The following is a 25648-nucleotide window of genomic DNA, read 5'->3' on the forward strand; positions in this document are numbered from 1 at the left end:
TCATAAGGCGTGTTTCTGTTGCCCGGCCCAAGGTGCCAGCATAAAGCTGAAGGCCAGGCCGAGGCTGACCGACAGGCCGAAATTGCTCACCGCCGGGGTACTGGAAACGGCCAGCAGGCCGAATGACAACCAGGTCGTCAGTGCGGCCAGTAAGGTTCCCAACAAGCTGACGGCGGCACCGCCGATCTGCTCGCGCATCAGGATCGCATAATCGACGCTGATGGCCGTGACCAGCAGCAGGCCGAACAGGCTGAACAGGGTCAGGGGCTGGCCCAGCCAACCGAGGCTGGCCAGGCTGCACAGCGCCGCCAGCAGCGGCAGCGCGACGATGCGCACGGCGCCGGTGAAGCCGAAGGGCAGTATCAACAGGACCACAATCAGCACACAGGACAGCAGCTTCAATTCGGCGGCGCTGATCTGGGTGTCGGCAAACACGCGGTTCAGGTCACCCAGACGATCCACCAGTTGCACGCCCGGCAAATCCAACGCCTGCACCCGCAGCAACGCCGGGTTGTTCAGGCCTTGCAGGCTGACCATCGCCGCCACGCCGCCGTCTACCGGGCCCAGCCACAACGTGCGCCACGGCTCGGCCAGGGGGCCTTTGAGCGCGGCGTCGATGTCTTGGGTGGGCAGCGCCTGCAGCTGCGCGACTTCAGCTTGCAGCGCGCTGGCGGGAACGCCGAGGTCCAGCAGCGGTTGCCAGTGCTGCGCGAGGGTATTGAGCGCATCGCGCAGTTGCTGCTGCTCGGCGGGCAGGTTGACCAGTTGATTCAACGCCAGGTAACCCTGCAGCTTGTCCATGTTCACCAGTTGATCCAGGCGCTGGCCCAGAGCAGCCTGGCGTTCCAGTAGCTGCTGCTGAGTGTCGGCGCGCACCAGGAAGAACTGACTGGTGGGCTGGAACCCGGTAATGCGCGCCACGGCCTGAGCTTGCTGCAGCAACTGCGGCGGCGCGCCGATCCACTGGCGGATATCGTTCTTACTGTTGAGCTGCCACAGGCCGCCCGCGCAGAACACCAGCACGCCCGCCAGCAGCACCGCGCCTGGCACGCGCTTGATCAATGCCGCTCGCCACTGCCACAAGCGTTCGGCGATGCGCAGCGGCCATTGCGCCGGGCGCAGTTCGACACCGCTGAGCAGCGCCGGCAGCAGGCACACGGCCGACAGATAAGCGCCGACCAGCCCGGCTGCGGAAAACACCGCGATCTGCGTCAGCGCCGGGAACGGTGTCCAGGCCAGCGCCAGATAGCCGATGCAACTGGTGGCCAGGCTCAGGCTCAGCCCCGGCAGGGTCAGGCGCAATGCCGGCCAACTGCGCCACGGTTGCAGGCTCCAGCTTTTGGACAGGTAGTGCAGCGGGTAATCCACCGCCACGCCGATCAGGCTCGAGCCCAGCACCAGGGTCATCACGTGCATGTGGCCGAACAGCGCCACACAGGCCACTGCGCCAAACAGCATGCCGACCATGACCGGCACGAACGCCAGCAGCACCCGCCAGCGCCGGAACGCCAGCAGCAGTAACAGCAGGATGCCCACGGTGGCGCCGCCGCCGACCCAGGTGATTTCTCGGGTGGCTTGCTGCTGCCCGCTGGCCGCGTAGAGCAAGCCGCTGGCGGCGAGCAGTTGCACACCGTGCCTGCCGGCCTCGGTGCGGCTGGCCTGGAGCAAATCCGCCACTTGCAGCGGCAGCTTCATGTCGAATGCATTGCCGGTGGTGCGCGCCCGCAGGAGCACCCAGCTTTTGCCGTCGGCGTCGGCGATCAACGCGCCGCTGCCGATATCCAACTGTACTGCACCGTGTTGCGGCTGGCTGTTCTGGATGCGCCCGGTCAGGCCCAGCCAGTCGTCCTGGCTCGGCACCAGACTGAAGCCGGTGAAGGGGTCGAACAGTGACTGCACACGCTGCTGGATGAAGGCGTCAGGCTGCTGGATCAACTGCTCGCGGTCCTTGGCCGAAAGCATCGCCAGCCGACCGCGCAGCAGCTGTTCGCGCAGTGCCGGCAAGTCGGCTTGCAGGTTCCATTGCACTTTTTCAAACAGGCCGCTGGCTTGCCATTGCTCGGCCAGTTGCTGCGCCACAGTCAGCGCTTGCTGGCGGTCGGCATGCCCCACCAGCACCAGCATTTCGCGGTTCAGCGGTTCCTGTATGCGCTGCTCGGCTTGCAGCTCAAGGGCGTCCGGCGTACTGCCGGGCACTAGCTCCATGAGGTTGGCCGACAGTGGCGCACCGTGGCGCCACTGCCAGCCGGCCAGGGCCAGCACCGCCACCAGCAGAATCAGGAACAGGCGCGGCAGCAGGCGCTCACTGGGCAAAGTCGTGTTGCTCCGCATCGCTCAGTGGCTGGTCAGCGGTACTGTCCTGCATGCGCAGTACCGTGCTGTCGCCCTGGGTTTCCAGCAGCTCGATGGTGTTCACCAGCGCGCCGCCATCGATATTGATTTGGGTGAACACTTGCTTGAGCAACAGCGAACGCGGGATCAGCGTGAGCTTCCACTGTTGAGCCTCGCCTTGCAGTTGCAGCTCGAAGTCGCGCTGCAAGCCGCTGCTGTCGCCGCCCAGCACGGCGAGGAACAGACGATTCTGCTCGGTACCGGCGCTCTTGGTGGGCAGCCATTGCCAGCCGTTGGCGTCACGCCGAGCGATGCCCTGGGCGCTGATGCGGTAGTCCTGCTGCAGCGGGGTTTTGAGCAGCCACAGCAAGCCGTGGTCCTTGGCGAGCACGAAGCTGCCTTTGCTGACCAGTGGCTGGGGCAGGGCGCGCAGGTGTTTTTCCTGGGTGAAGTGGCCGTGGATCACGCTGGGTTTGGCGAGCTGCTCGCTGAGCTGTTGCAGGTCGAAGGCGTGGGCGCTGAAGCTCAGCAACGCGGCGGCCACTGTAGGAGCGAGCTTGCTCGCGAAAAACCTGAGGGCGCTGCGGGGCGTCAGGTGGCCCGCGTTATCGTTGGCGATCTTCGCGAGCAAGCTCGCTCCTACAGGGGGGGTCATTTCAGGGCCCTTTCTACGGCGTCGATGAATACTTTGGGGGAGGCCAATTGCATCTCGCGGCTGGCGATCTCTACCGCCACTTGCACGGTACTGGCGCGGGTCAGGCGTTCGCCGCTGGCCAGGTCGGTGATCAGGTAGTTGACCTTCAAACGGTTCTCCCATTCCACCAGGCTGGCGCGTACGTTGACGGTTTGGCCAAAGACCGCGCCGCGCACATAGCGCAGCTGCAGGTCGATCACCGGCCAGGCGTAGCCGGCTTCGAGCATCGCGGTGTAGTTGTGGCCGATTTTGTCCAGCAGCGCGCAGCGCGCCACTTCCAGGTATTTCACGTAATGCCCGTGCCACACCACGTTCATGGTGTCGACATCGAAAAACGGCACGAGGATGTGCGTGTCGCAGTGCAGTACGCCGGGGCTACGCATGCAGCCTCCAGTGTTGCTCGGCAATGCGTTGCAGGCACAGGCGCAGTTCGCCTTCCAGCGCGCGGTCTTCAATGACTGGCGCAAAGTCCTTGGCCAGCTCTTCGTGCATCGCTGCCAGTGCCGGTGGCAACGGCCGGGCATCCTCGGCCTGGGCACGCAACCACACGCCCTGGTGGGCGGCGAGCAACGTGGCGGCGGCCACCTGTTCGGTCAGCTCCAGCACGCGCACAGCGTCGCGGGCGGCGATGGTGCCCATGCTCACTTTGTCCTGGTTATGGCATTCGGTAGAGCGCGAAAACACGCTGGCCGGCATGGTGTTTTTCAGCGCCTCGGCGGTCCAGGCGCTGGTGCCGATCTGCACGGCCTTGAAGCCATGGTTGAGCATGGCGCGGTCGGCCGGCGCGCCCGACAGGTTGCTCGGCAGGCCGTGGTTGTAACGCACGTCCACCAGCAGCGCCAGTTGGCGGTCGAGCAGGTCGGCGACGTTGGCCACCAGGGTCTTGAGGCTGTCCATGGCAAAGGCAATGTGCCCGCCGTAGAAGTGCCCGCCGTGCAGCACGCGTTCGGCTTCGGCATCGATGATCGGGTTGTCGTTGGCGCTGTTCAGCTCGATCTCGATAAACGAGCGCAGCCAGTTCAGGCTGTCGGCCAGTACGCCGAGCACGTGGGGCGCGCAGCGCAGCGAGTAGCGGTCCTGCAGGCGGTGCAGCGGGGCAGTCGGTGCATCAATGGCCAGGTCTTCGCGCAACCAGGCGGCGACTTGCATCTGCCCTGGATGAGGCTTGGCGGCGAACAGGCGCTCGTCGAAGTGCTCCGGGTTGCCTTGCAGCGCCACCACATTCAGCGCGGTAATGCGCGTGGCCAGGTGCAGCAGGTAGTCGGCGCGGGCGAAGGCCAGGCACGCGATGCCGGTCATCACCGCCGTGCCGTTCATCAGCGCCAGGGCTTCCTTGGGCCGCAGCACCAACGGTTCCCAGCCCAGTTCGCGATGAACGTCGGCGGCTTGGCGGCGTTCGCCACGAAACAGCACTTCACGCTCGCCGGACAAGGTCGCCGCCACGTAGGACAGCGGTGTCAGATCGCCGCTGGCGCCTACCGAGCCTTCTTCCGGGATCAGCGGCAGCACGTCGTGTTCGAGGAAGCCCTGCAGGCGCTCCAGCAGTTCCACGCGTACCCCGGACACGCCATGGCACAGCGACTGCAAGCGCGCCGCCAGCACGGCGCGGGTGGCCTGGGCGTCGAGCAACTTGCCCAGGCCGCAGCCGTGGAAGGTGTACAGATGACGCGGCAGTGCTTCGACATGCTGCAAGGGCACCGCGACCACGCACGAGTCGCCGTAGCCGGTGGTCACGCCGTAGATCACGCCTTCCTTGTCCAGCAGCGAGTCAAGGAACTGCGCGCCCTTGGCGATGCGCTGGCGATACGCGGCATCGTCCTGCAGGCGGGTGGGCACCTGACGGTTGGCCAGGGCCAGTACGTCTTCGATGCGCAGGGGGCGTTCGCCAAAGGTGATCGGCTCAAGAGACGTGGTCATCGGTCTTCCAGAAAGGGTAAAAGTTGAACCATTGTTGAGGCGCTTGCAGGCAGAACTGGCCCAGGCGCGCGGCGTAGCGGGCGGTCCACAGCGCAATGACCTGCTCGCGGGTGCTGCGCTTCCATTCGATCAATTGCGCGAAGGGCTCGATGGTCAGGTGATAGCGGCCCTGGTGCTTGAGGCACATCAGCAGGTTGACCGGGCATTTGAGCAAGCCGGCCAGCAGCCATGGGCCTTGGGGAAACGCGGCCTCGTGCCCGAGGAAATCGACGCGTACCGTGCGCCCGCCGTGCAGCGGGATGCGGTCGCCGGCGATCGCCAGCCATTCGCCGTCGTCCAGGCGCTGGCTGAGCAGCAGCATGGTGGCCGGGTCCAGCTCGCTGACCTGGATCAGGCGCAAGTGGGTCGCCCCCGCTTCGCCCAGCAGGCGATTGAAGCGCTCGGCATGCTTGGTGTGCACCAGCACGTTCATGGTGACTTGTTCGCCAATCTCCGCCAGCGCGCGGCACACTTCCAGGTTGCCCAGGTGCGCGCCCACCAGCATCTGCCCGCGCTCGCCACGCAGTTGGCCGCGCAGTTGCGCCGGGTCGTTGATTTCGATCTGCTCCAGGCGCAGCTTGCCGTTCCACACGTCCAGTTTGTCGAGCAGTGAGTCGGCGAACGCCATGAACTGGCCAAAGACCTTTCGGTGGGTTGGCAGCAAGTCGTCGCGCGCGCTCCACTGCGCCAGGCGCTGCTGGTATTGCCAGGCACTCTGGCGCGCGGTGCGGCCAAACAGGAAAAAGTAAAACACGATGCTGTACAGCAGCGGGCTCAACAGGCGGCGACCAAGCACTTTGGCCGCGACTGCCGTGAGCTTCATCAGCCAGAAACTGCCGCGTTCCTCGCGGTCGGCCCAGTGTTTGCCGCTGTCGCTCATGCCTGCCACCGACGCCACAGGATGGCCGGCGCGCGCACCAGCATGCCGAAAAACAGTCGCGTGTGCATGGCGCTGATGCGCACGTTGTCGCGGAACAAGCGAAAGTGCGACAGGCCGTCGGCCGGGTAATGCACCTGGGTGGGCAGCCAGCGCATGGGCTGGTTGCGCCAGGCCAGGCGCACAAGGATGTCTGAATCGAAATCCATGTGCGTGCCGATGTAGGCCGAGTCCATCAGCGCCAGCGTGGGGGCCAGCGGGTACACGCGAAAGCCGCACATCGAGTCGCGAATCTGCAACGACAGGGTGTTGATCCACACCCACACGTGGGTCAGGTAGCGTGCGTAGAGGCGACCCTTGGGCACGCTGTCGTCGTATTCGGGGTAGCCGCAGATGATGGCGTCGGGGTGCCGGCGGGAGGTGTCGATAAAGGTCTCGACTTCGCGCAGGTCGTGTTGGCCATCGGCATCGACCTGCAGGGCGTGGGTGTAACCCAGTCGCGCCGCTTCGCGAAAGCCGGCCATGACCGCGCCGCCCTTGCCCTGGTTGCTCGGCAGGGTCAGCAGGGTGACGTTGCCCAGCAGCGCCAATTGCGCTAGCACCGCTGCGCAGGCCGCGCTGCTGCCGTCGTCCACCAGCAGGCACGGCAGGCCGCTGTTCAGCAGGCTGTGGACCACGGCGGGCACGGCGGCTTCATGGTTGTAGACCGGGATCAGGGCGCAGGGGTTATGCATGATGAGCGTCTCGGCAAACTTGGTGGCGAGGGAGCTCGCTCCCGCTGGGCTGCGAAGCAGACCCAATGCAGGCGACCGAGATGGATCTGGAAAAGTGCACTGCATGGGTTGGGAGTGCTGCGCACTCCAGCGGGAGCAAGCTCCCTCGCCACAGGAGACTATTCATTTGGGGTCTCCAGCACGATTCGGCCGCTGGAGCACGCGGCGTTGCCATTGCGGTAGGCGAAATACAACTTGCCGCGTTCCCGGTCGAAGCGCAGGTGCAGTTCGATACGGTCGCCGGGGCGCACCAGTTGCTGGAACTTGAGCACTTCCATACCGGCGAACGTCGGCGGCAGGTCCAGCAGCTGTTGGCCCAGGTTGAAGGCCCATTCCACCTGCACCACACCCGGCAGTACCGGCGTTACCGGGAAATGCCCGCTGAAATAGGCCAGGTCCGGCGCAATGCTCAGTTGTAGCGTCCATTCGCCGTCGGTTTCGACCTGCTCCAGCACCTCCGGCGCCTTGGGCCGTGGTGCCAGCAACAGGGCCTCGATATCGGCCTGGGGCAGCTTGCCCTGGCTGTTGAGCGGCAGTTGGCGCAGCAAGCGCCAGCGGCGGGGCAGGGCCAGGGCTTCGCAATGCTGGCTCAGGTGCTCGCGCAGGGTCTGGGTCAGCGTGCGCCGGCCCTGGTTGCGCAGCGCATGCAGCCCCGCCGCGCTCAGCACCACCAGGGCACCGAGCGAGGCGCGGTTTTCCTGCACCACGCCCAGGCGCGTTTCGGCGACCCAGGGGTGGGTCATCAACGCCTGTTCGAGCATCGGCAGGGAGATGCGTTTTTCTTCCAGCTTGACGATGCGGTCCAGGCGGCCAAGCAGCTCGAAGCGGCCATCGGCATGGATGCGCGCGGCATCGGCGGTCTGTTCGACATGCCCGTCGGGCAGATAAGGCGAGGCAATGCGCAGGGCGCCGTCGGCATCCTGGCTCAGTTGCACATCGGCAAACGGCTGCCAGGGCTGGGCCCCCTGGCGCCAGGCGATACCGCCGGTTTCCGAGCTGCCAAGAATCTCCGTCGGCCATTGCTGCAAGCGGTCATAGAGGCTGCCGGCGGCCTCGACAGGCAAGGCGCCACCGGAGGAAAACACCCGTGCCACCTGGCTCAGTGCCGGCCAGTCGAGGTTATCGCCCATGCGCTTGAGCAGTGCCGGGCTGGCCACCCAGGCAAATTGCGCATGCTCGCGACTGGCGCGCTGCATGTCTTCGGGAAAGGCCAGTTGCTTACGCACAAAGATACGACCGGCGCACAGCGGCCACAGCACGCGAAACAGCAGCCCGTAGATATGTTGAGTGGCGACGCTGCCGATGATGCAGGCGTCCTTCAGGTCGGCGCCCCACAGCGCTTCCAGCGCCTGGACCTCATTGGCCAGCTGGCGCAGGGACTTGTCGATCCGCTTGGGTTCGCCGCTGGAGCCGGAGGTGCACAGGCTCAGTTGGCAGCTATCCAGGTCGAGTGCGGCGGGGCTCAAGGGCGCTTGATACAGGGCCTCCAGTTCCGACGCTTGCGTCAGCCAGGCATCGACAGCGTCGGCCCAGCGTTGACGGGTCTGGGGCTGCAGGTCGGCGGGCAGTAGCACGCTGACCCCGGCACGCCAGGCGCCGAGCAAGGCAATCGCCAGTACGCCCGCGTCTTCCAGGTGCACCGCCAGGCGCTGTATGCCACGCGCTCGCAGGCCTGCCGCCAGGCGCAGCGATTGCTCCACCAGTTGTGCATGATTGAGCGCCGGCTCAGTGGTGACCTGGCGGTGTTCCTGCGGCTCGAGCAGCAGATGCTCAAGTTTCAAACCTTCCATACGCGGCCTCGAACCCTTTGTCGTACCAGCCATTCCACGGCAAACAACAGCCCCATCAGCCCGTAGGCGATCAAGCCGTTGTACAACGTCCACCAGCTCAATGGCGCCCATAAGGTGAGGGCGGCGGCGAGCAGGCCATTACACAGAAAAAACACACTCCACACGACGGTGACCTGGCGCGTATACACCACTGCATGCGGCGGCAGCTGCGCCTCGCTCATGCGCGCCAGCCGCTCGACCATCGGCGGCCCGTAGATAAGGCTCAGGCCGAACAGTGCCAGCATGAACGCGCTGACCAGGCTGGGGTACCAACGCAACCACTGCGGGTTGTCGAACCAGGCCAGCGCCAGGCAGAACACAATCACCACCAGCGCCATCCAGCGGCTGCCGGGGCGTCGCGCAGCGGTGAACGCGCGCAGCAGCCACAGGCTGCCCAGCAGCAGGCCGAACTGCCACGGCGCAAAATGCTCGGTGCCGTAATACACCGCAAAGGGGTACAGCAAGCCCGCCAGCAACAGGCCCAGGCCCATCAGCCGGCTCATGCGGCGGGTTGGACCAGACGGTACACCGCCTCAACCACGTCATTGACGGTGCGCACTGCCTTGAATTCTTCAGCGGCGATCTTCTTGCCGGTCTGGCGCTTGATGTGGTCGATCAGGTCCACGGCATCGATGCTGTCGATTTCCAGGTCCTGGTACAGGTTGGCATCAAGGGTGACGCGTTCAGGTTCCAGTTCAAACAGTTCCACCAAGGCGTCGCGCAGGGTGTTGAAAATATCGTCACGAGTTTGCATGGTCCGGTCTCAAGCTGCCTGTCTGGCCGTGACGAATGCCGCAAGGCTGGCCACGTTGGTGAAATGATTGCGCGTGTCCTTGGCGTCGGCGTCGATCTTGATGCCGTACGTTTTCTGAATGGCCAGGCCCAGCTCCAGGGCATCGACCGAATCCAGGCCCAGGCCTTCGCCGAACAGGGTCTGGTCGCTGCCGATGTCGTCGACGCTGATGTCCTCCAGGCCCAGGGCCTCGATGATCAGCATCTTTATGTCGTGCTCAAGGCGGTGTTGGTCGCTCATCTTCGGCGAGCTCCTTAATGAAATAGTGATGCAGGTAATCGTTGAGCTTGCGTGACGCCTGGGGCGCGGGGCCCTGTGCGGCGAACGCGTGTGGTTCTATATCGGCACCCACGCGCAAACTGAAGTGGAATCGGCATCTGGGAATGCGATACCAGGGCTCGGCCTTGGTCAGGGTGGTGGGGCTGACCTTGATCACCACCGGGGTGATGATTGTCGCACCGCGCAGCGCAATGGCCGCGCCGCCGCGATGAAAGGCAGGTGCCGCGCCGGGTGTGGTGCGGGTGCCCTCTGGAAAGATGATCAGGGTCTGGCCGGCACGCAGGGCGTCGGCGGCCGCGTCGAGCATGTCGGCGCTGCCGTCGTTGCTGATATAGCCGGCGTCGCGTACCGGGCCACGGGTGAACGGGTTTTGAAACAGGCCCTGCTTGACCACGCAATTGGTCTGGCGCATCAGGCCGATCAGGAACACCACGTCGATCAGCGACGGATGGTTGGCGACGATCATCTGGCCAGGGCGGCCGAGCTTTTGCTCACCCTCGACGCTGTACGTGAGGATGCCCAGACATTTCATCAGCCGAATAAAAAACCAGAACAGGCAACTGATGGTGTGACGCGCGCGTCGTTGATGCTGCCCGGCGTCGCCCGGCAGGCAACTGAGCAGCGGGAATACCAGCAAACGCAGGCACAGCCCGCCGACACCGAACACAAAGAAGCTGGTGGCCGTGGCGAACAGGCGCCAGTAATAGGCCTGCCGTGGTTTGTCGGTCAGGGCTTGCGTCGCCAGTTCCATACTCGGTTCTTCCAGGCATGTTGGCAGGCACCCTGTTCGGTCAACAGGGTGCGCAGCAGGTTCAGGGCGTGGGGCCACTGGGTTGGAGTGAGTTGGACAGTGCCGCTGTTTAGTTCCAGCTGCCACTCGTCGCCCGGTGTGAGCAAAAGGCCGAGGGCGTAGGGGAAGGGCACGTCAGCGATCCAGTTGGCATACGCCTGGGGCGGTTGTTCTTCGGTGATCACCAGCAATACGGCTGCAGCGCCTTCGTTGAGCAGCGCGGCGGCTTCGAGCAGGCCGTGTTCGAGGCCATCACCGGCGGCGGCGAGGGCCGTCATTTCGCTGGTTTCATTGCGCAGGATCGACCACAGGCCAATCACCGCGTTATGCACCGACAGGCTGAACTGGGTCGGCGACAGCGGTTGCTCGTTGGCCAGGTCGCTGAGAATGTCGAGGGTGCGCGGGGTTTCGCCGTGGCGCGAAACAAACACCAGCGGCAGCGCTTCAAGGCCCTCGGCCAGCGGCCAGCCCACGCTGAACGCCATGCGCGCCAGACGGCTCAAGCGTCGACGCTGCATGGCTGGCAGAAATGACACATCCGGCGATGCGTCGCTGGCGGGCAGCAACACCGGGTCCCGACACCAGGCGTGCCAGTCGTGCGCACTCTCCAGGCCAGGGGCCCAGGCGCGCCATTGGGCGATGTTGAAGTTGATCACTGAGAGGTTATCCCGCCCCTGCGGGCTTCCGTGTGCGGCCGATGGCCCCGGATTCCGGGACAGAGGGCAATGGCCGAATGGCGCGCATTATCCCGGTGCCGCTGGGTTCTAGCAAACATTGGTAAAAATTTGTTCACGGGCCATCACAAATTAAGTTGGAGGAATTTACAGATTGTGCGCGCTAGAGGGCCGGACCGGATTGTCGGAGCGTTCCCATTCATTTGTGGGCCAGACACCGCCGATGGATGAACGAGGTAGCTAACCGGCGCTTTTGCGCTCTACACTCGGTCATTCATTGATACACGGAGGTTTTCCCATGCGGCGCGTGGTGTTCAATCAGAAAGGCGGCGTGGGCAAGTCCAGCATCGCCTGCAACCTGGCGGCGGTCAGCGCCAGCGAAGGCTATCGAACCCTGTTGGTGGACCTCGATGCACAGGCCAACTCCACCCAGTACCTCACCGGGCTGACCGGCGACGATATTCCCATGGGAATCGCCGACTTTTTCAAGCAAACCCTGTCTTCCGGACCGTTTTCGAAGAAGAACAAGGTGGACATCTACGAGACGCCGTTCGACAACCTGCACGTCATCACCGCCACGCCGGAACTGGCGGACCTGCAGCCCAAGCTTGAGGCCAAGCACAAGATCAACAAGCTGCGAAAGCTGTTGGATGAGTTGAGCGAGGATTACGACCGGATTTACCTCGATACGCCGCCGGCCCTGAATTTCTACGCGGTTTCGGCGCTGATTGCCGCTGATCGCGTGCTGATTCCCTTCGACTGCGACAGTTTCTCGCGCCAGGCCCTGTATGGCCTGTTGGCTGAAATCGAAGAATTGAAGGATGACCATAACGAAGGCCTTGAAGTGGAAGGCATCGTGGTCAACCAGTTCCAGGCCCGGGCAAGCCTGCCGCAGCAGATCCTGGATGAATTGATTGCCGAAGGCTTGCCGGTATTGCCGGTGTACCTGGCCAGCTCCGTGCGCATGCGTGAGTCGCACCAGGAGAGCAAGCCGCTGATCCATCTGGACCCACGGCATAAGCTGACGCTGCAGTTTGTTGAATTGCACAACTTGCTGGAAAGCGCCTGATCTCAAGCACCACACAGATCCAATGTGGGAGGGGGCTTGCCCCCGATAGCAGTGTGTCAGCCAGCTTATCTGTAGCTGACCCACCGCTATCGGGGGCAAGCCCCCTCCCACATTTTGGATCGTGTTCGAGCAAGGGATTTGGATTTTTCCCACATGGTCCGTAGGAAGGATCTGGCGCAAGGGAATGGGCCTTGTACCTTGCCTACAGCTACGCCAGAATCCGCCGGCTTGTGCGTCTGGATGGGCGTCTCTAAGGTTTGCCGGTCGCTGAATGTTCAGTGATCGGGTTTAGTAGCCCTAACGACCAAAGCATTTGTACCGCTTCAACAGCATGGCGTTTACCGCCTACCTGATGGTGGCTGTATGCAGGGCACCTTCGGGTGCGCCGGTCTTTGCTTTGTTCCCCGGTCTACTAACCTGCGTACAGCTGCCACCCTTCGTTTAGTAGCGAAGTGGTAGCAGCCCTATCAGGGAACAAATGCATGTCTATCAGTCTTTTCAATGTGGCACCTAACCTCTCCACCGAAACCCTCGTGCTGAACAGCTACGAAACCTTCGCCTCAGTCCGCACCTTATTACTCAACCTGTCCAACGACCTCACCGGCGAACACCGCGACGTGGCCCTGGCCATTCATCAATTGAGTGGGCTTGGCGTCATGCTGGTCAGCCAAATGATGGACCGCCAAGCCCCACTGGCCTGAAGTTATAACGCGGTCAAATGTGGGAGGGGGCTTGCCCCCGATGGCGGTGTGTCGGTCATGCAATTGACAACTGATCCACTGCTATCGGGGGCAAGCCCCCTCCCACATGGTTTGGCGTTGTTCTGATGGGCCGGTTATACGCCCTGGCTGCGCAACCAGCTCATCAACTGCGGCAACGGAAACGCCCCGCTCTGGCGCGCCACTTCGCGGCCGTTCTTGAACAGAATCAAACTGGGAATCGAGCGAATCCCCAATTGCGCCGACAGCTGCTGATTGGCCTCGCTGTCGAGCTTGGCCAGCCGGCACTTGCCCTCCAACTGCCCGGCCGCCTGCTCGAATACCGGCGCAAACGACTTGCACGGCCCGCACCAATCCGCCCACACATCCACCAGCAACGGCAGGTCGCCCTTGATCTGGCTGGCGTAGTCGCTTTGTTTCAATTCAAAGGGTTTGTTCAGCAACACAGGCTGCTTGCAGCGCCCACATTTCGGCCCATCGCCCAGGCGTTCGCCGGGGATGCGGTTGAGAGCGTTGCAATGAGGGCAGGGGATTACGAGAGGTTCGGACATCGGGGGGCTCCTAGGGCGCGGCCAATGGTGTGTATCTGGTGCCGAAGCTGAGCGTTATCAAGGCGGCTAGCAGAAGACTCATCCGCTCACAGTTTCTCCCACGCTGGGGCGAATTGCCTGTCTAGGCTTTTTGCTGTTACCACCCGTCTGTTTTCAGCTATAGCAAATTGCGATGGTCTGAATTCAGGTTTAACCTCCATAGCAAGATGCGATAAGGACGTTGCATGCGAGTGATCAGTGAAAAAAGGATCTGGGAAGCCAAGGAGAAATGGCCGCGTTCAGCAACGGCTCTGGATCAGTGGTACCGCATCATCAAACGCAACACCCCCGCAGACTTCGCTGCAATGAAAGCCATGTTTCCCGCCACCGACAAGGTGGGTGAGTTTCATGTGTTTGATGTTGGCGGTAACAAGCTGAGGCTGATTGCGTCGGTGCAGTATCGGGCCCAACGCGTTTACATCAAGCATCTGCTTGACCACCGCGATTATGAGAAAGACAAATGGAAGGAAAAAATCCGATGAGCGCGCTTATGCAAGTAGCGGCAGAGCACTGGCAGTTCGTTGCGCCTGTGATGCGCAAGCCGCAAAACGAGGCAGACTACGACGCACTGGTCTGCGGGTTGGATGAGCTGTTGAGCCTGGTGGGTGATGACGAAGACAGCCCGCTGATGAGCCTGGTCGACATTCTCAGCGACTGGATAGAAGCCTATGACCGTGAGCATCGCCCTATGCCCGTGGCCAGCGGTGTCGATGTGCTGCGCTACATGATGCGCGAGCACAATCTCACCCAGAGCGACCTTCCGGGGGTTGGGGCGCAATCAGTCGTCTCTGAAATATTGAGCGGAAAACGCCAGCTTAACGTGCGCCAAATTCGTTGGTTGGCCGAGCGCTTCGGGGTATCCGTGGAGACCTTTATTTAACGGCTCAAGACGAACAACTGATCTCCAGATGCTTGCCCCAATCCGGCGGCCGCTGGGCGTACTGTTCCATCCCCGCTTGTTCTTCAAACGGCTTGGTCAGTACCTCATGCAGCCGTCGCACTTCGCTGTAGTCGCCTTGCTCGGCGGCGGTAATGGCGTTTTGTGCGAGGTAATTGCGCAGGATGTACAGCGGGTTCACGGCGTGCATCCGCGCACGGCGCTGTTCTTCGCTGTCATCGCCGTCGCGCAAGACCCGCGCCGTGTACCGTTCGGCCCAGGCGTCGAAGCCGGCCATGTCGACAAAGTCATCGCGTAACCGGGTAACCGCCAGCGCTGCCGGCTCATCGCCAAGGCGTCGGAAGAACAGCGTGTAGTCCACGCCGCTGTTCTGCATCAGTTTGAGCAAGCGTTCCACCAGTTGCTGGTCATCGTCTTCGGCCGTGGTCAGGCCCAGTCGGCGACGCATCAGGTCCAGGTAGTGGGCTTGATACAGCGGCAGGTACAGGCCGAGGGCTTCTTTGAGCGCGTCAACGCTGATGAATGGTGTGAGCGCCTGGGCCAGGGCGCTGAGGTTCCACTGCCCGATCGGCACCTGGTTGCTGAAGGAGTAACGCCCCTCGTGGTCGGAATGGTTGCAGATGAAGTGCGCATCAAAGTCATCCAGAAACGCAAACGGCCCGTAATCGAAGGTGATGCCCAGGATCGACATGTTGTCGGTGTTCATCACCCCATGGCAGAAGCCATAGGCCTGCCACTTGGCGATCATCTCGGCATTGCGCTCGACGATTTCGCGGAACATCGCCAGGTAGGGTTCCGGTTGCTCGCGGCACTCGGGGTAGTGCAGGTTTAACACGTGTTCAGCCAGCTCGGCCTGCTGCTCGGGCTTTTTGGTGTAGTAGAAATATTCGAAATGCCCGAAGCGGATATGGCTGGGCGCCAGACGCAGCACCATCGCCCCGCGTTCCTGCTTTTCACGCCACACCGGCGTGCTGGAACCGATCACGCACAACGCGCGGCTGCTGGGAATGCCCAGGGCATGCAGGGCTTCGGAGGCGAGGAACTCGCGGATCGAGGAGCGCAATACCGCACGCCCATCGCCCATCCGCGAGTAGGGCGTCATGCCGGCGCCCTTGAGGTGCAGGTCCCAGTGCTCGCCCGCCTGGTTATGCACCTCGCCCAGCAACAACCCACGGCCATCCCCCAATTGCGGGGTGTAGCCGCCGAACTGGTGCCCGGAATAGACCATCGCCCGCGGCTGCGCTTCGGCCCACAGCTTGTGCCCGCCAAACAGTTCGGCAAACAGGGGCGTCTCGGCCACGGCCGGGTCGAGGTCGAGCAGGGCCATGGCCGCTCTGCTCGCCACGACAAGGCGCGGCTCATCGAGCGGCTCGGGCAGAACGTGGGTTGAGAACGCATCGCCCAGGCGTGCGAAGCGGTTGTCGAAGGTCAGTTCGTCGAGGGCTTTCACCGGCGATCTCCAGCAGGATGCCCCAGCATTTTGCTGGGGCTGAGTTCGTTAGTCGAGTTTGCTCGGCGGTGGTTCAGGCGCGTCTTCGACCTTTCCGGCGGGCGGCTCGGGGGTATCCTGCTCGGGCGCGACGATGGTCTTGCGCTCGTCTTCGACCGGCACCAGTTTGTATTCCTGGCCGTGCATGTTCTTGAGGTACACCTCCATCTGCCGGAACGAGATGTTGATGTGCTGCTTTTTGAACTCACGGTTGATATAGCGATTGACCTCGTCCAGCACCGGGTTGCGGTCGCCCAGGTCGCGCACATGCATGCGCAGCTCATGGTCGAGGGTGCTTTCGCCGAAGTTGAGGAAGTACACGTGGGGTTCCGGTTCTTTCAGTACCCGCGGGTTTTCCCTGGCGGCCTTGAGCAGCAGTTCCTTCACCAGGTCCAGGTCGGAGCCGTAATCCACCCCCAGTTTCAGGGTGACCCGGGTGATGGTGTCGGTCAGCGACCAGTTGATCAGTTGCCCGGTGATGAACGTCTTGTTCGGGACAATGATGTCCTTGCGGTCGAAGTCGGTGATGGTGGTGGCGCGGATGCGGATCTTGCTCACCGTGCCCGAGAGGTTACCGATGGTAATGGTGTCGCCGATGCGCACCGGGCGCTCGAACAGGATCATGATGCCGGAGATGAAGTTGGCGAAGATCTCCTGCATGCCGAAGCCCAGGCCCACCGACAACGCCGCCACCAGCCACTGCAACTTGTCCCAGCTCACGCCGAGGGTGGAAAGCGTCGAGACAAAACCCACACCGGCGATCACATACGACAGCAACGTCGTGGTGGCATAGGCGCTGCCTTGGGCAAGCTCCAGTTTGGACAGCACCAGTACTTCGAGTAAGCCTGGCAGGTTGCGCGCCAGGGCGAAGGTGATACCAATGATGATCAGCGCGCCGAGCAAGTCGCCGATGCTGATAGGCACCATGCTGATATTCGCACCGGTACCGCTGGTGTATTCGTACAGCGTGACGTTGTCCAGGTAGGAAAATACCGAAATCAGGTCCGACCACACCCAGTACAGCGCTGCGATAAAGCCGCCGAGCAAGGCCAGGCGGATCAGGCGCAGGGATTGTTCGTTGACCTTTTCGATGTCCAGGGTGGGTTCTTCAACCACCGCTTCGCCTTCGCCGGCCTCCTTGGCGGCCTGGCGTTTGGCCAGGGCGCGCGCATAGGCCAGGCGTCGGGCGGCGACGCTCAGCCAGCGGACGAAGGTGGCTTCGATCACCAGCCAGAACATCAGCAGGTACAGGGTGTTGATCAAGCGGTCGCTGAGCTTGAGCGCGGTGTAGTAGTAGCCGAAGCAAACCGCGATAAACAGCGCGATGGGCAGGGCGGTGAACAACAGGCCCACGGCCTTGCGAAACAGCGAGGCTTTTTCATGGGTGGGGCTGTTCAGCAGCAGGCGGCTGAGCAACCACGCCATCAGGGCGTAGCAGGTGAGTACCACGGCGATGCCCAGCACATCTTCGGCGAGGGCCGCCGGTTGGTGCTCGGCGATGGCCACCACGGCCACCAGCGCCAGTACCACCAGCCCGAGCTTGCGTACCCAGCCCTGCAGGAATTCGACCTGGGGTTTTTCCCAGCGAAAGTGCAACTCGGCCACGCCGCCGGGCGCCAGGATGCGGTAAGCGGTGTAGAACACCAGCCAGGCCTGGGCGATCTGCAGCAGGGCCGAGCCCAGGTTGGCGTTTTGCCCACGGGCGTCGATCTGCAGCGCATAGCCGCACAACGCCAGGCCCAGGGATACCGGCATCGCCAGCAGGATGTTGATCAGGATCGCCTGCGGCGTGTGCCACTGGCTGTCGCGCTTGAAGTGGCCGATGTCCAGGTGGACTTTATTAAGGCGCTGATACAGCGCCTTGCGCCGCCACAACAGCGCACCGATCAACAGCAGCAACGGCAGGAACAGCAAGGGGCGCTGGGTCAGGCCGTCATACAGTTCGCTGACGCTGGAAGCCCAGGGCAGGGTGGTGATTTGCTTGCTCAAGTGCGCCGGTACGGTTTCCAGCCACTCGGTGTCCAGCGGCTTGTTGCTCGGGATCCAGAACATCTGCTCATCGAGCGTGGCGCGCAGGGTGGTGGCGGTGCTGAGCAGTTGTTTCTGGTTCAGTTGCAGGGTGATGGATTCGTTGAGCAGTGCGCTCAACTCGCGGCTCAGGCGTTCCAGCAGGTCGCTGCGGGTGATTGCCAGTTCCAGCAGGGTGCGGCGCAACTGCGGGGTGATGTCGTCCGGTGGCTGGTTGGCCAGCAGGTTATCCACATACGCGCTGGGGGAGCTGATCAGCTCGCGCTGCTGGTTGACCTCGAACTGGTACAGGCGAATGTTGGCGATGTCGTCGGCCAGGTCACGGTCGACGGTCAGGCGTGGCAGGGCCTGTTTCTGTTTGTAGAGGATCTTGGACAGCAACAGGCTGCCCTTGAGCACGTTGATCTGTTCGTCCAGCGCCGAATCGCTTTGGGTGACGGTGTCCAGCTGCTGCTTGGTCTGCAGGTTTTTCTGGGTCAGGTCGTTGAGGCGGTCGGTGCTCTTGAGCAGGTAGTCGGAGAGCTTCAGGTTGGCCGCGCTTTCCGTGGCCAGCAGGCTGCTGCCGCCGGCCTTCTGCGCTTCGATGGACTGCTGGGTCACCGTCTGCTGGGACTGGGCCAGGCGTTTCTGGTTGATCAGGGTTTGCAGGTCCTGGATTTCCTGCTCCAGGCGCGCGGTTTTTTCCTGGATCAGGTCGTGCTGGCTGTTGCCCAGGTCCTGCAGCTGGCTGTTGCCGGCCAGTTCCTGACGGCGCAAGGGAATCAGCGCGTTGAGGGCGGCGAGTTCGGCGTTGAGCTGGTTGCGCTGATCGCTGCTGAGGGCTTTGCCGTTGTCTTTGCCCGCCTTGAGGGTCGCGTTGATCTGCTGGATACGCGTCTGGCTGCTGCTGATCTCGGTCTGCGCGCGCTCGGGGCGGGTTTGGGCAGCGATGGTCAGGCTGTTGGCGTCGGCCAGCTCTTTTTGCAAATCACCCTGCTGGGTGGAGCGTTGCACCAACAACTGTTCAAGCTGCGGCACGGGCAGGCTGGCGTAGCGTTGAGCCACCGGGACGACTTTGGTGGCCTTGAGCCGAGTCAGCTCGCGCTGGTTGTCCGTGGTTTGGCGCGGGGCATCTTCCAGCTGGCGCTTCAGGTCTGCCAGGCGCTGCTCGTAGTCCTGCTTGTTGGCCAGGTAGGTCAGGGTCTGTTGCAGGATGCCCTGCAACGCCTTCATGTCGGCGTCGGGCAGCTTGCGATCGGGCAGTTTGTCCAGGGTTTGCTGGACAGCGTCGGCGCTGGGCGGGTCGGCCGCGTGAACGGTGCCGACACAAAGGGTCAGGCCCAGCAGGGCAGTGGCGAGAAAAGTGCGCAGGGTTGGCATAGAGACCGGTTGAGCTGGATGAAGAATCGGGGCGTTGTCGCCCCGCAGTTTAGAGGAAGAGTCCGGGGCCCGGGCGACTTCCTTCGGGGAATCTGACGCCGACTTTGCCAATCTTGTTCCCGTCCATGACCGCGACGGTCCAGATGGTGTTGTTCCACTCCACCTGGTCGCCCACCACCGGCGCGCCGCCGACTTTCTGGGTGATGAAGCGGCTGAGCGGCATGTCCGGGTCGATACCCTCGAGCTTGAGCCCGTACAAGGCCGAAACCGCGCCCAGCTGGGCGTCGCCTTCGAGTACGAAATCGCCGAAGAAGCGCAGGTCGAGGCCGCGCTGCGGTGCCTGGCTGAACAGTTTGCCGAGCGCCGGCAGGTTGTGTTCATGGCCGATGACGCAGAGCAGATCGTCGACTTCCAGCACCGTACTACCCGACGGATGGAGCAGTTGCTGGCCACGAAACAGCGCCGCGATCCGCGTGCCTTCCGGCATTTTCAATTCGCGCAGGGCGGCGCCGATGCACCATTTCTCCGCGCCCAGGCGGTAGACGAACAGCTCCCACTCGCTGGTGACGTGCACTTCCAGGGCCGCGCGGGAAATCGGCGCCGGGTCCGGCGGTACGGTGACTTTGAGCAACTTGGCCACCCACGGCAGGCTGGTGCCCTGCACCAGCAGCGAGACCAGTACGATAAAGAACGCCAGGTTGAAGTACAGCTGGGCATGGGGCAGGCCGGCCATCAGCGGGAATACTGCGAGGATGATCGGCACCGCGCCGCGCAGGCCGACCCAGGCGATAAAGGTTTTTTCGCGGCCGTGGAATGCTTTAAAGGGCAGCAGGCCAATCATCACCGACAGCGGCCGCGCAAACAGGATCATCCACAGCGCCAGGCCGAGTGCCGGCAGGGCAATGGGCAGCAAATCATGGGGGGTGACCAACAGGCCCAGCACCAGGAACATGCCGATCTGCGCCAGCCAGGCCATGCCGTCGAGCATGTGCAGAATGCCATGGCGGCTGCGCACCGGCCGGTTGCCGATCACCAGCCCGCACAGGTACACGGCGAGAAAGCCGCTGCCGTGCAAGGCGTTGGTCAGCGCGAACACGAACAGGCCGCCGGCGATCACCAGGATCGGGTACAAGCCGTTGGCCAGGTTGATGCGGTTGACCATCTGCAGCATCAACCAGCCGCCGCCCAAGCCGACCAGGCCGCCGATGCCGAATTCGCGGATCAGGTGGGTCAGCAGGCTCCAGTGCAGGCCGGTCTGACCGCTGGCGAGCATGTCGATCAGTGTCACGGTGAGGAACACCGCCATCGGGTCGTTGCTGCCCGATTCGATTTCCAGGCTGGCGCTGACCCGTTCGTTCAGGCCCTTGCCGCCCAGCAGCGAGAACACCGCCGCGGCGTCCGTGGAGCCGACGATGGCGCCGATCAGCAAGCCCTGGACCATGTTGAGGTCAAACAGCCAGGCCGCGGCCATGCCGGTGAGGCCGGTGGTAATCAACACCCCCACCGTGGCCAGGGACAAGGCTGGCCAGAGCGCCACGCGGAAACTCGCCACTCGTGTGCGCAAACCGCCGTCGAGCAGGATCACCGCCAGTGCCAGGTTGCCCACCAGGTAGGCGGTCGGGTAATTGTCGAAGATGATGCCGCCGCCATCGACGCCAGCAATCATGCCCACGGCCAGGATGATCACCAGGATCGGAATGCCCAGACGCGAGGAAAGAGAACTTACCAGAATGCTCGCACTCACCAGCAACGCGCCGATCAAGAACAGGCTGTTGATGGTCGTCGCATTCAAAGGCAGTACTCCAGAACAAGGTAAGCAGGGCGCAAACTGACCATGCAGTCTGCGTGCCAGCGATTCTAACCTGTTGAATTGCTGCCCTGTCAAAAAGCTTTTGTGGGGCGAATCCCATTATCAAGGTTTCCCCCCAGCCCCAAATGTGGGAGGGGGCTTGCCCCCGATAGCGGTGGATGTGTCAGCTTATTTGTGACCGACCCACGGCCATCGGGGGCAAGCCCTAATGCAATTCACTTAAGCGAACGATGTTCATTGTAGGAGCGAGCTTGCTCGCGAAAAACGCCCAGGCAACGCATTCATTCTGGACAAACGCGGGGGGCCTGAGTTCTTCGCGAGCAAGCTCGCTCCTACAAAAAGCCTGACTGGCATCAGGGCAAGCCCCCTCCCACATTTTTTAGAGGCGGAAGCGTCCTACCATGCCGTTGAGGTCCACCGCCAGGCGCGACAGCTCGCTGCTCGCCGCGCTGGTCTGGCTGGCGCCTGTGGCCGATTGCACCGACAGATCACGGATGTTCACCAGGTTACGGTCGACTTCCCGCGCCACCTGCGCCTGTTCTTCCGCCGCGCTGGCGATCACCAGGTTGCGCTCGTTGATCTCGATGATCGCCGTATTGATGGTGTCCAGCGACATGCCTGCGCCCTTGGCGATGTTCAACGTCGATTCGGCGCGCTCGGTGCTGTTGCGCATCGAATCCACGGCATGCTCGGTGCCGGCCTGGATGCTGCCGATCATGCGCTCGATCTCGCTGGTGGATTGCTGGGTGCGATGGGCCAGCGCCCGCACTTCGTCGGCCACCACGGCAAAGCCACGTCCGGCTTCACCGGCCCGCGCCGCTTCGATGGCCGCGTTGAGGGCCAGCAGGTTGGTCTGGTCGGCCAGGCCACGGATCACGTCCAGCACTTTGCCAATATCGCGCGATTCATTGGCCAACTCACCGATCAGGGTCGCGGTGGCTTGCACGTCGCCGCTCATGCGCTCGATGGCGCTGACGGTTTCCTGCACCAGGTCACGGCCGTCACCGGCGGAGGTGGTGGCGTTGCGCGAAGCTTCGGAGGTGCTCACGGCATTGCGTGCGACTTCCTCGACCGCGCTGGTCATCTCGTTGACGGCGGTGGCGGCCTGCTCGATTTCGTTGTTCTGCTGGGTCAGGCCGCGGGCGCTTTCGTCGGTCACGGCGTTGAGCTCTTCGGCGGCCGAGGCCAGTTGCGTGGCGGAGCCGGCGATGCGCTGCAGGGTGTCGCGCAATTTGTCCTGCATCTTGGCCATGGCGGCGAGCAGGCGCCCGGCTTCGTCGTTGCCGTCGACCTTGATTGGGCGGGTGAGGTTGCCTTCGGCCACTTCTTCGGCGGCTTCCAGCGCCTGGGAAATCGGCCCAGTGATGCTGCGGGTCAGCAGCCAGGCGAACAGCAGGGTCAGCGCGGTAGCGATCACCAGCAGGCCCACCACCAGGTTGAAGGCCAGGTTGTACTGGTCTTTGGCCTGCTGGTTGGTGGCCAGGGCCATGGTGTTGTTGATTTCCAGCAGGCGGTTGAGCACCCCATTGACCTGCTCGGAGTTGTTCAGCAGCTCGGTGTTGAGCAGGCCGCGTAGCTCGTCGACTTGATTGGCCCGTGACAGGCTCTTCATGCGCTCTTCTATCTGGTGGTATTGAGCCAGCAGCTGCACGTATTCATTGTAGGCCGCGCGTTCTTCGCTGCTCTCGATCAGCTTCTCGTAGATGCCCTGAGCGGTGCGAATTTGCTGGTTACGCACATCGAACGCTTCGAGGGTTTTTTGCTGTACCTCTGGCTCGCGGTTGGTCAGCAGGCGGTACGACAACACGCGCAGGCGCAAGGTGAGTTGGGTGAATTCGTCGAGGGCGCGGATGCTGGGCACGCTGGACAAGGTGATGTCTTCGGTGGCGCCGCGGATCTTGCTCATCTGGTTCAGGGCGAACACGCCGAGAAACAACATCAAGGCGCCGATAAACGCGAAGCCGAGGAAGGCCCTCGGAGCGATATTCATATTACGAAGAGACATGCTGGAATCCTGGGAGAAGCGCGATCCGTGCGGCCATGAGACGGGGTGTGCATCGCGTATCGGCCCTGCGACTAAAGTCTTAAGGGTGCGCGCGCTTTTGTCGCACCTGACCAGGGGTTGCACGGATTCAGGAACCAGATCGGGTAATTGCAGTCACTAAGGCTCGAAAGTGCGGCCCGGCCCATAAGAATCGGGCTGCGCGCCGGGGGATAACCCTGGCATCCGAGGTGAATTTTCTTTATCGTCACCGCCCTTTTAAAGCCCGAGAAATCAAAATGTTAGAAGCATCCCTCAGCCAACTGGAACAACTGGTCAGCGACCTGGTACAGCACAATCAAGACCTGCTGGGCAGCAACGAATCCCTCAAGGCGCAACTGGCCCAGGCCAAGGACGAAAACGACAGCCTGCAACTGAACCTGATGGAACAGGAAGAAAAGCATGGCGCCACCGCTGCGCGCATCCAGGCACTGGTTGAGCGTGTGAGCGCAGGCCCTGTCAGCGCATGAGTGAAGGGATAAAGGTCGTTTCGATTCTCGGGGAGGATTACTCGATCAAGGCGCCGGCCGGGGAAGACCAGACCCTGATGCACGCCGTGACCATGCTCAAGGCTTCCCTGGCGACTACCAAGAAAAAGTACCCGACCCTCATCGGTGACAAACTATTGGTATTGGCCGCGCTGAACCTGTGCGCCGAGCAGATCGAAATGCAGCAGGCTCACCAACAGGAACTCGACCGTTACCAAGAGCAAGTCAGCGCCACGGTCGAGGTGATTTCCAAGGCGATCCAGCCTTAGAACCACGCCTCCTGCATCCCCAGGCACGTATCGTCGCGTGCCTCCAGAATCGCCAGTTCATGATGGCAGCTTGGTACTTCCCAGGTCAGGAAGTACCGGGCGGCCTGGAGCTTGCCTTTATAGAAGGCCACATCGGCCGCATTGCCCTGGGCCAGCCCTTCTTCGGCGCGAATCGCCTGTTCCAGCCAGCGCCAGCCAATTACCGTATGCCCGAACACTTTCAGGTACAGCGCCGAGTTCGCCAGGCTGCTGTTGACGTTGCCCTGGGCGAGATCGCCCAGCAGGCCGAGGGTGACGCCTTGCAGGCGATCAACCAATTGCTCCAGCGGTTGCCTTAATGCAGTGAGCGAGGGGTAGTGCTGGGCTCGAGCGCCTGTCTGAGCGATCAGTCGAATCAACTGCTTGAGCCCGGCACCGCCGTTCTGCGCCAGCTTGCGCCCGAGCAGATCCAGGGATTGGATGCCATGGGTGCCTTCGTGGATCGGATTCAGTCGGTTGTCGCGGTAATACTGCTCAACCGGGTACTCACGGGTATAGCCATGCCCGCCGAGAATCTGGATCGCCAGTTCGTTGGCCTTGAGGCAGAACTCCGACGGCCAGGATTTGACGATAGGGGTCAGTAGGTCCAGCAACTCGTGGGCCTGTTTGCGTTCGGTTTCGCCGGGCAATGTGGTGGTGTCGTCGAACAGACGCGCGGCGTACAGGCCGAGGTCGAAGGCGCCTTCCACGTAGGCTTTTTGCGTGAGCAGCATGCGCTTGATGTCGGCGTGCTGGATGATCGACACCGGCGCGGTGCTTGGGTCCTTGCTGTCCGGCAGACGGCCTTGCGGCCGTTCGCGGGCGTACTCCAGCGAGTATAGGTAACCCGCGTAGCCAAGCATCACCGCGCCCATGCCGACGCCAATCCGGGCCTCGTTCATCATCTGGAACATGCAGCTCAGGCCTTGGTGCGGTTTGCCCACCAGATAGCCGACACAGTGACCGTTATCGCCAAAGTTGAGCGCTGTGGACGTAGTGCCGCGCCAGCCCATCTTGTGAAACAGCCCGGCCAGCAGGACGTCGTTGCGCTCACCCAGGCTGCCGTCATCGTTGACCAGGAATTTGGGCACGATAAACAGCGAAATGCCCTTCACCCCGGCCGGCGCGTCGGGCAGCTTGGCCAGTACCATGTGCACGATGTTTTCCGACAGCGGGTGGTCGCCGCCGGAGATGAAGATCTTGTTGCCCTTCAGGCGGTAAGTGCCGTCAGCTGCAGGCTCGGCCCGGGTACGAATATCCGACAGGGACGAGCCAGCGTGGGGCTCGGTCAAGGCCATGGTGCCGAAGAAGCGGCCGTCGATCATCGGTTGCAGGAAGCGTTGTTTCTGCTCTTCGGTGCCGAAGCTTTCAATCAGGTTGGCGGCGCCCATGGTCAGAAACGGATAGGACGTCGACGCGGCGTTGGCTGCCTGGAAATGCGCGAAGCACGCCTGGGACAGCAGGGTCGGCAGTTGCATGCCTCCCGCTTCAAAACTGCGGGCGGCGTTGAGAAAGCCAGCTTCAAGGAAGGCGTCCACGGCCGGTTTGACTTCCGGAATCAGGATCGCTCGGCCGTCTTCATACCGCGGTTCGTTTTCGTCGTTCTTGCGGTTGTGGGGCGCGAAGTATTTTTCCGCGATGCTGCGCGCTGTGCCGATGGCGGCATCGAAGGTTTCGCGGTTGTGCTCGGCAAACCGCTCGCGCTGGGTCAGGCCCTCGGCATCGAGGACTTCGTACAGCTCGAAAGCCAGATTGCGGGAACTGAGCAGCGTCTCGGACATGGCGGCTTACCTTTGAAGAGTATGCCGCAGTCTAGGAGTGCTAATAAAAATGGGAAAGGAAGATAGATAGGGGTGATGGGGCGGCACAAGTTA

General features: G+C 62.7%; 24 protein-coding genes and 1 pseudogene. 6 read left to right on the forward strand and 19 right to left on the reverse strand.

Features of this window, described 5'->3' with window-relative positions; translation table 11 throughout:
• The 12 genes from SC318_RS02260 to SC318_RS02315 form a co-directional block, all read right to left on the reverse strand.
• Complete coding sequence (locus SC318_RS02260; protein ID WP_320429473.1) at positions 1–2331, reverse strand: ApeM family transporter; 2331 nt, start codon at positions 2329–2331, stop codon at positions 1–3.
• Positions 2303–2986: an outer membrane lipoprotein carrier protein LolA gene (locus SC318_RS02265; protein ID WP_320429474.1), complete on the reverse strand. Its 684-nt coding sequence runs from the start codon at positions 2984–2986 to the stop codon at positions 2303–2305. The genes SC318_RS02260 and SC318_RS02265 overlap by 29 nt, the downstream gene beginning before the upstream one ends.
• Positions 2983–3408, reverse strand: coding sequence for an acyl-CoA thioesterase (locus SC318_RS02270; protein WP_320429475.1), 426 nt, complete (start codon positions 3406–3408; stop codon positions 2983–2985). Before SC318_RS02270 ends, SC318_RS02265 begins: the two co-directional genes overlap by 4 nt.
• Complete coding sequence (locus tag SC318_RS02275) at positions 3401–4942, reverse strand: HAL/PAL/TAL family ammonia-lyase (RefSeq protein ID WP_320429476.1); 1542 nt, start codon at positions 4940–4942, stop codon at positions 3401–3403. The genes SC318_RS02270 and SC318_RS02275 overlap by 8 nt, the downstream gene beginning before the upstream one ends.
• On the reverse strand, positions 4926–5861 hold the full coding sequence (locus SC318_RS02280) for a lysophospholipid acyltransferase family protein (RefSeq protein ID WP_320429477.1): 936 nt from the start codon (positions 5859–5861) through the stop codon (positions 4926–4928). The genes SC318_RS02275 and SC318_RS02280 overlap by 17 nt, the downstream gene beginning before the upstream one ends.
• Complete coding sequence (locus SC318_RS02285; protein ID WP_320429478.1) at positions 5858–6592, reverse strand: glycosyltransferase family 2 protein; 735 nt, start codon at positions 6590–6592, stop codon at positions 5858–5860. Before SC318_RS02285 ends, SC318_RS02280 begins: the two co-directional genes overlap by 4 nt.
• A gap of 158 nt (positions 6593–6750) precedes the next feature.
• Complete coding sequence (locus SC318_RS02290; RefSeq protein WP_320429479.1) at positions 6751–8421, reverse strand: ApeI family dehydratase; 1671 nt, start codon at positions 8419–8421, stop codon at positions 6751–6753.
• Entirely contained in the window at positions 8409–8963 is a 555-nt protein-coding gene (locus SC318_RS02295; protein WP_320429480.1) for a COG4648 family protein, read from the reverse strand. The genes SC318_RS02290 and SC318_RS02295 overlap by 13 nt, the downstream gene beginning before the upstream one ends.
• Positions 8960–9214 carry an acyl carrier protein gene (locus SC318_RS02300; RefSeq protein ID WP_003209389.1) on the reverse strand — a complete coding sequence of 85 codons (255 nt, stop codon included), beginning with the start codon at positions 9212–9214 and terminating at the stop codon, positions 8960–8962. Before SC318_RS02300 ends, SC318_RS02295 begins: the two co-directional genes overlap by 4 nt.
• 9 nt (positions 9215–9223) lie before the next feature.
• On the reverse strand, positions 9224–9493 hold the full coding sequence (locus tag SC318_RS02305; RefSeq protein WP_306491315.1) for an ApeE family acyl carrier protein: 270 nt from the start codon (positions 9491–9493) through the stop codon (positions 9224–9226).
• Positions 9471–10283 (reverse strand): lysophospholipid acyltransferase family protein, encoded by an 813-nt coding sequence (locus SC318_RS02310; RefSeq protein WP_320429481.1) that lies wholly within the window; start codon positions 10281–10283, stop codon positions 9471–9473. The genes SC318_RS02305 and SC318_RS02310 overlap by 23 nt, the downstream gene beginning before the upstream one ends.
• Positions 10259–10978 (reverse strand): beta-ketoacyl synthase chain length factor, encoded by a 720-nt coding sequence (locus tag SC318_RS02315; protein WP_320429482.1) that lies wholly within the window; start codon positions 10976–10978, stop codon positions 10259–10261. The genes SC318_RS02310 and SC318_RS02315 overlap by 25 nt, the downstream gene beginning before the upstream one ends.
• Before the next feature lie 316 nt (positions 10979–11294).
• Between SC318_RS02315 and SC318_RS02320 the strand changes: the two genes are divergently transcribed.
• Both SC318_RS02320 and SC318_RS02325 read left to right on the forward strand, forming a co-directional pair.
• Entirely contained in the window at positions 11295–12065 is a 771-nt protein-coding gene (locus SC318_RS02320; protein WP_320429483.1) for a ParA family protein, read from the forward strand.
• Positions 12066–12547: 482 nt separating this feature from the next.
• Complete coding sequence (locus SC318_RS02325) at positions 12548–12766, forward strand: DUF6124 family protein (protein ID WP_320429484.1); 219 nt, start codon at positions 12548–12550, stop codon at positions 12764–12766.
• Positions 12767–12900: 134 nt separating this feature from the next.
• On the opposite strand, the gene trxC is transcribed toward SC318_RS02325, so the two are convergent.
• Positions 12901–13335 (reverse strand): thioredoxin TrxC, encoded by a 435-nt coding sequence (trxC, locus tag SC318_RS02330; RefSeq protein WP_320429485.1) that lies wholly within the window; start codon positions 13333–13335, stop codon positions 12901–12903.
• A 224-nt stretch (positions 13336–13559) separates the two neighbouring features.
• On the opposite strand from trxC, the gene SC318_RS02335 reads away from it, so the two are divergent.
• Both SC318_RS02335 and SC318_RS02340 read left to right on the forward strand, forming a co-directional pair.
• On the forward strand, positions 13560–13856 hold the full coding sequence (locus SC318_RS02335) for a type II toxin-antitoxin system HigB family toxin (protein WP_320429486.1): 297 nt from the start codon (positions 13560–13562) through the stop codon (positions 13854–13856).
• Complete coding sequence (locus SC318_RS02340) at positions 13853–14254, forward strand: helix-turn-helix domain-containing protein (RefSeq protein WP_320429487.1); 402 nt, start codon at positions 13853–13855, stop codon at positions 14252–14254. Before SC318_RS02335 ends, SC318_RS02340 begins: the two co-directional genes overlap by 4 nt.
• Positions 14255–14258: 4 nt before the next feature.
• On the opposite strand, the gene selO is transcribed toward SC318_RS02340, so the two are convergent.
• From selO to SC318_RS26945, 5 genes and pseudogenes are all read right to left on the reverse strand, one after another.
• Positions 14259–15722, reverse strand: coding sequence for a protein adenylyltransferase SelO (gene selO / locus SC318_RS02345; protein WP_320429488.1), 1464 nt, complete (start codon positions 15720–15722; stop codon positions 14259–14261).
• Between the two features lie 48 nt (positions 15723–15770).
• On the reverse strand, positions 15771–19148 hold the full coding sequence (mscK, locus tag SC318_RS02350) for a mechanosensitive channel MscK (protein WP_320429489.1): 3378 nt from the start codon (positions 19146–19148) through the stop codon (positions 15771–15773).
• Positions 19149–19197: 49 nt separating this feature from the next.
• Positions 19198–20940 carry a potassium/proton antiporter gene (locus SC318_RS02355; RefSeq protein ID WP_320429490.1) on the reverse strand — a complete coding sequence of 581 codons (1743 nt, stop codon included), beginning with the start codon at positions 20938–20940 and terminating at the stop codon, positions 19198–19200.
• A 397-nt stretch (positions 20941–21337) separates the two neighbouring features.
• The gene (locus SC318_RS26940) at positions 21338–22210 is read right to left on the reverse strand and encodes a methyl-accepting chemotaxis protein (RefSeq protein WP_373424472.1); all 873 of its coding nucleotides are present in this window, start codon (positions 22208–22210) and stop codon (positions 21338–21340) included.
• Positions 22193–22963 (reverse strand): annotated as a pseudogene (locus SC318_RS26945) (MCP four helix bundle domain-containing protein); the annotation flags it as partial. The pseudogene SC318_RS26945 and the gene SC318_RS26940, both read right to left, overlap by 18 nt.
• A gap of 275 nt (positions 22964–23238) precedes the next feature.
• Here SC318_RS26945 and SC318_RS02365 point away from each other — a divergent pair.
• Positions 23239–23469: a hypothetical protein gene (locus SC318_RS02365; protein WP_306491325.1), complete on the forward strand. Its 231-nt coding sequence runs from the start codon at positions 23239–23241 to the stop codon at positions 23467–23469.
• Positions 23466–23756 (forward strand): cell division protein ZapA, encoded by a 291-nt coding sequence (locus tag SC318_RS02370; protein WP_124384800.1) that lies wholly within the window; start codon positions 23466–23468, stop codon positions 23754–23756. The genes SC318_RS02365 and SC318_RS02370 overlap by 4 nt, the downstream gene beginning before the upstream one ends.
• Here SC318_RS02370 and SC318_RS02375 read toward each other — a convergent pair.
• A complete protein-coding gene (locus SC318_RS02375) occupies positions 23753–25555 on the reverse strand; it encodes an acyl-CoA dehydrogenase (protein ID WP_320429492.1) in 1803 nt (600 codons plus the stop codon). The two genes, SC318_RS02370 and SC318_RS02375, sit on opposite strands and share 4 nt — an antisense overlap.
• Between the last annotated feature and the right edge of the window lie 93 nt (positions 25556–25648).

It is taken from the genome of Pseudomonas sp. MUP55, assembly GCF_034043515.1.
Classification (GTDB): domain Bacteria; phylum Pseudomonadota; class Gammaproteobacteria; order Pseudomonadales; family Pseudomonadaceae; genus Aquipseudomonas.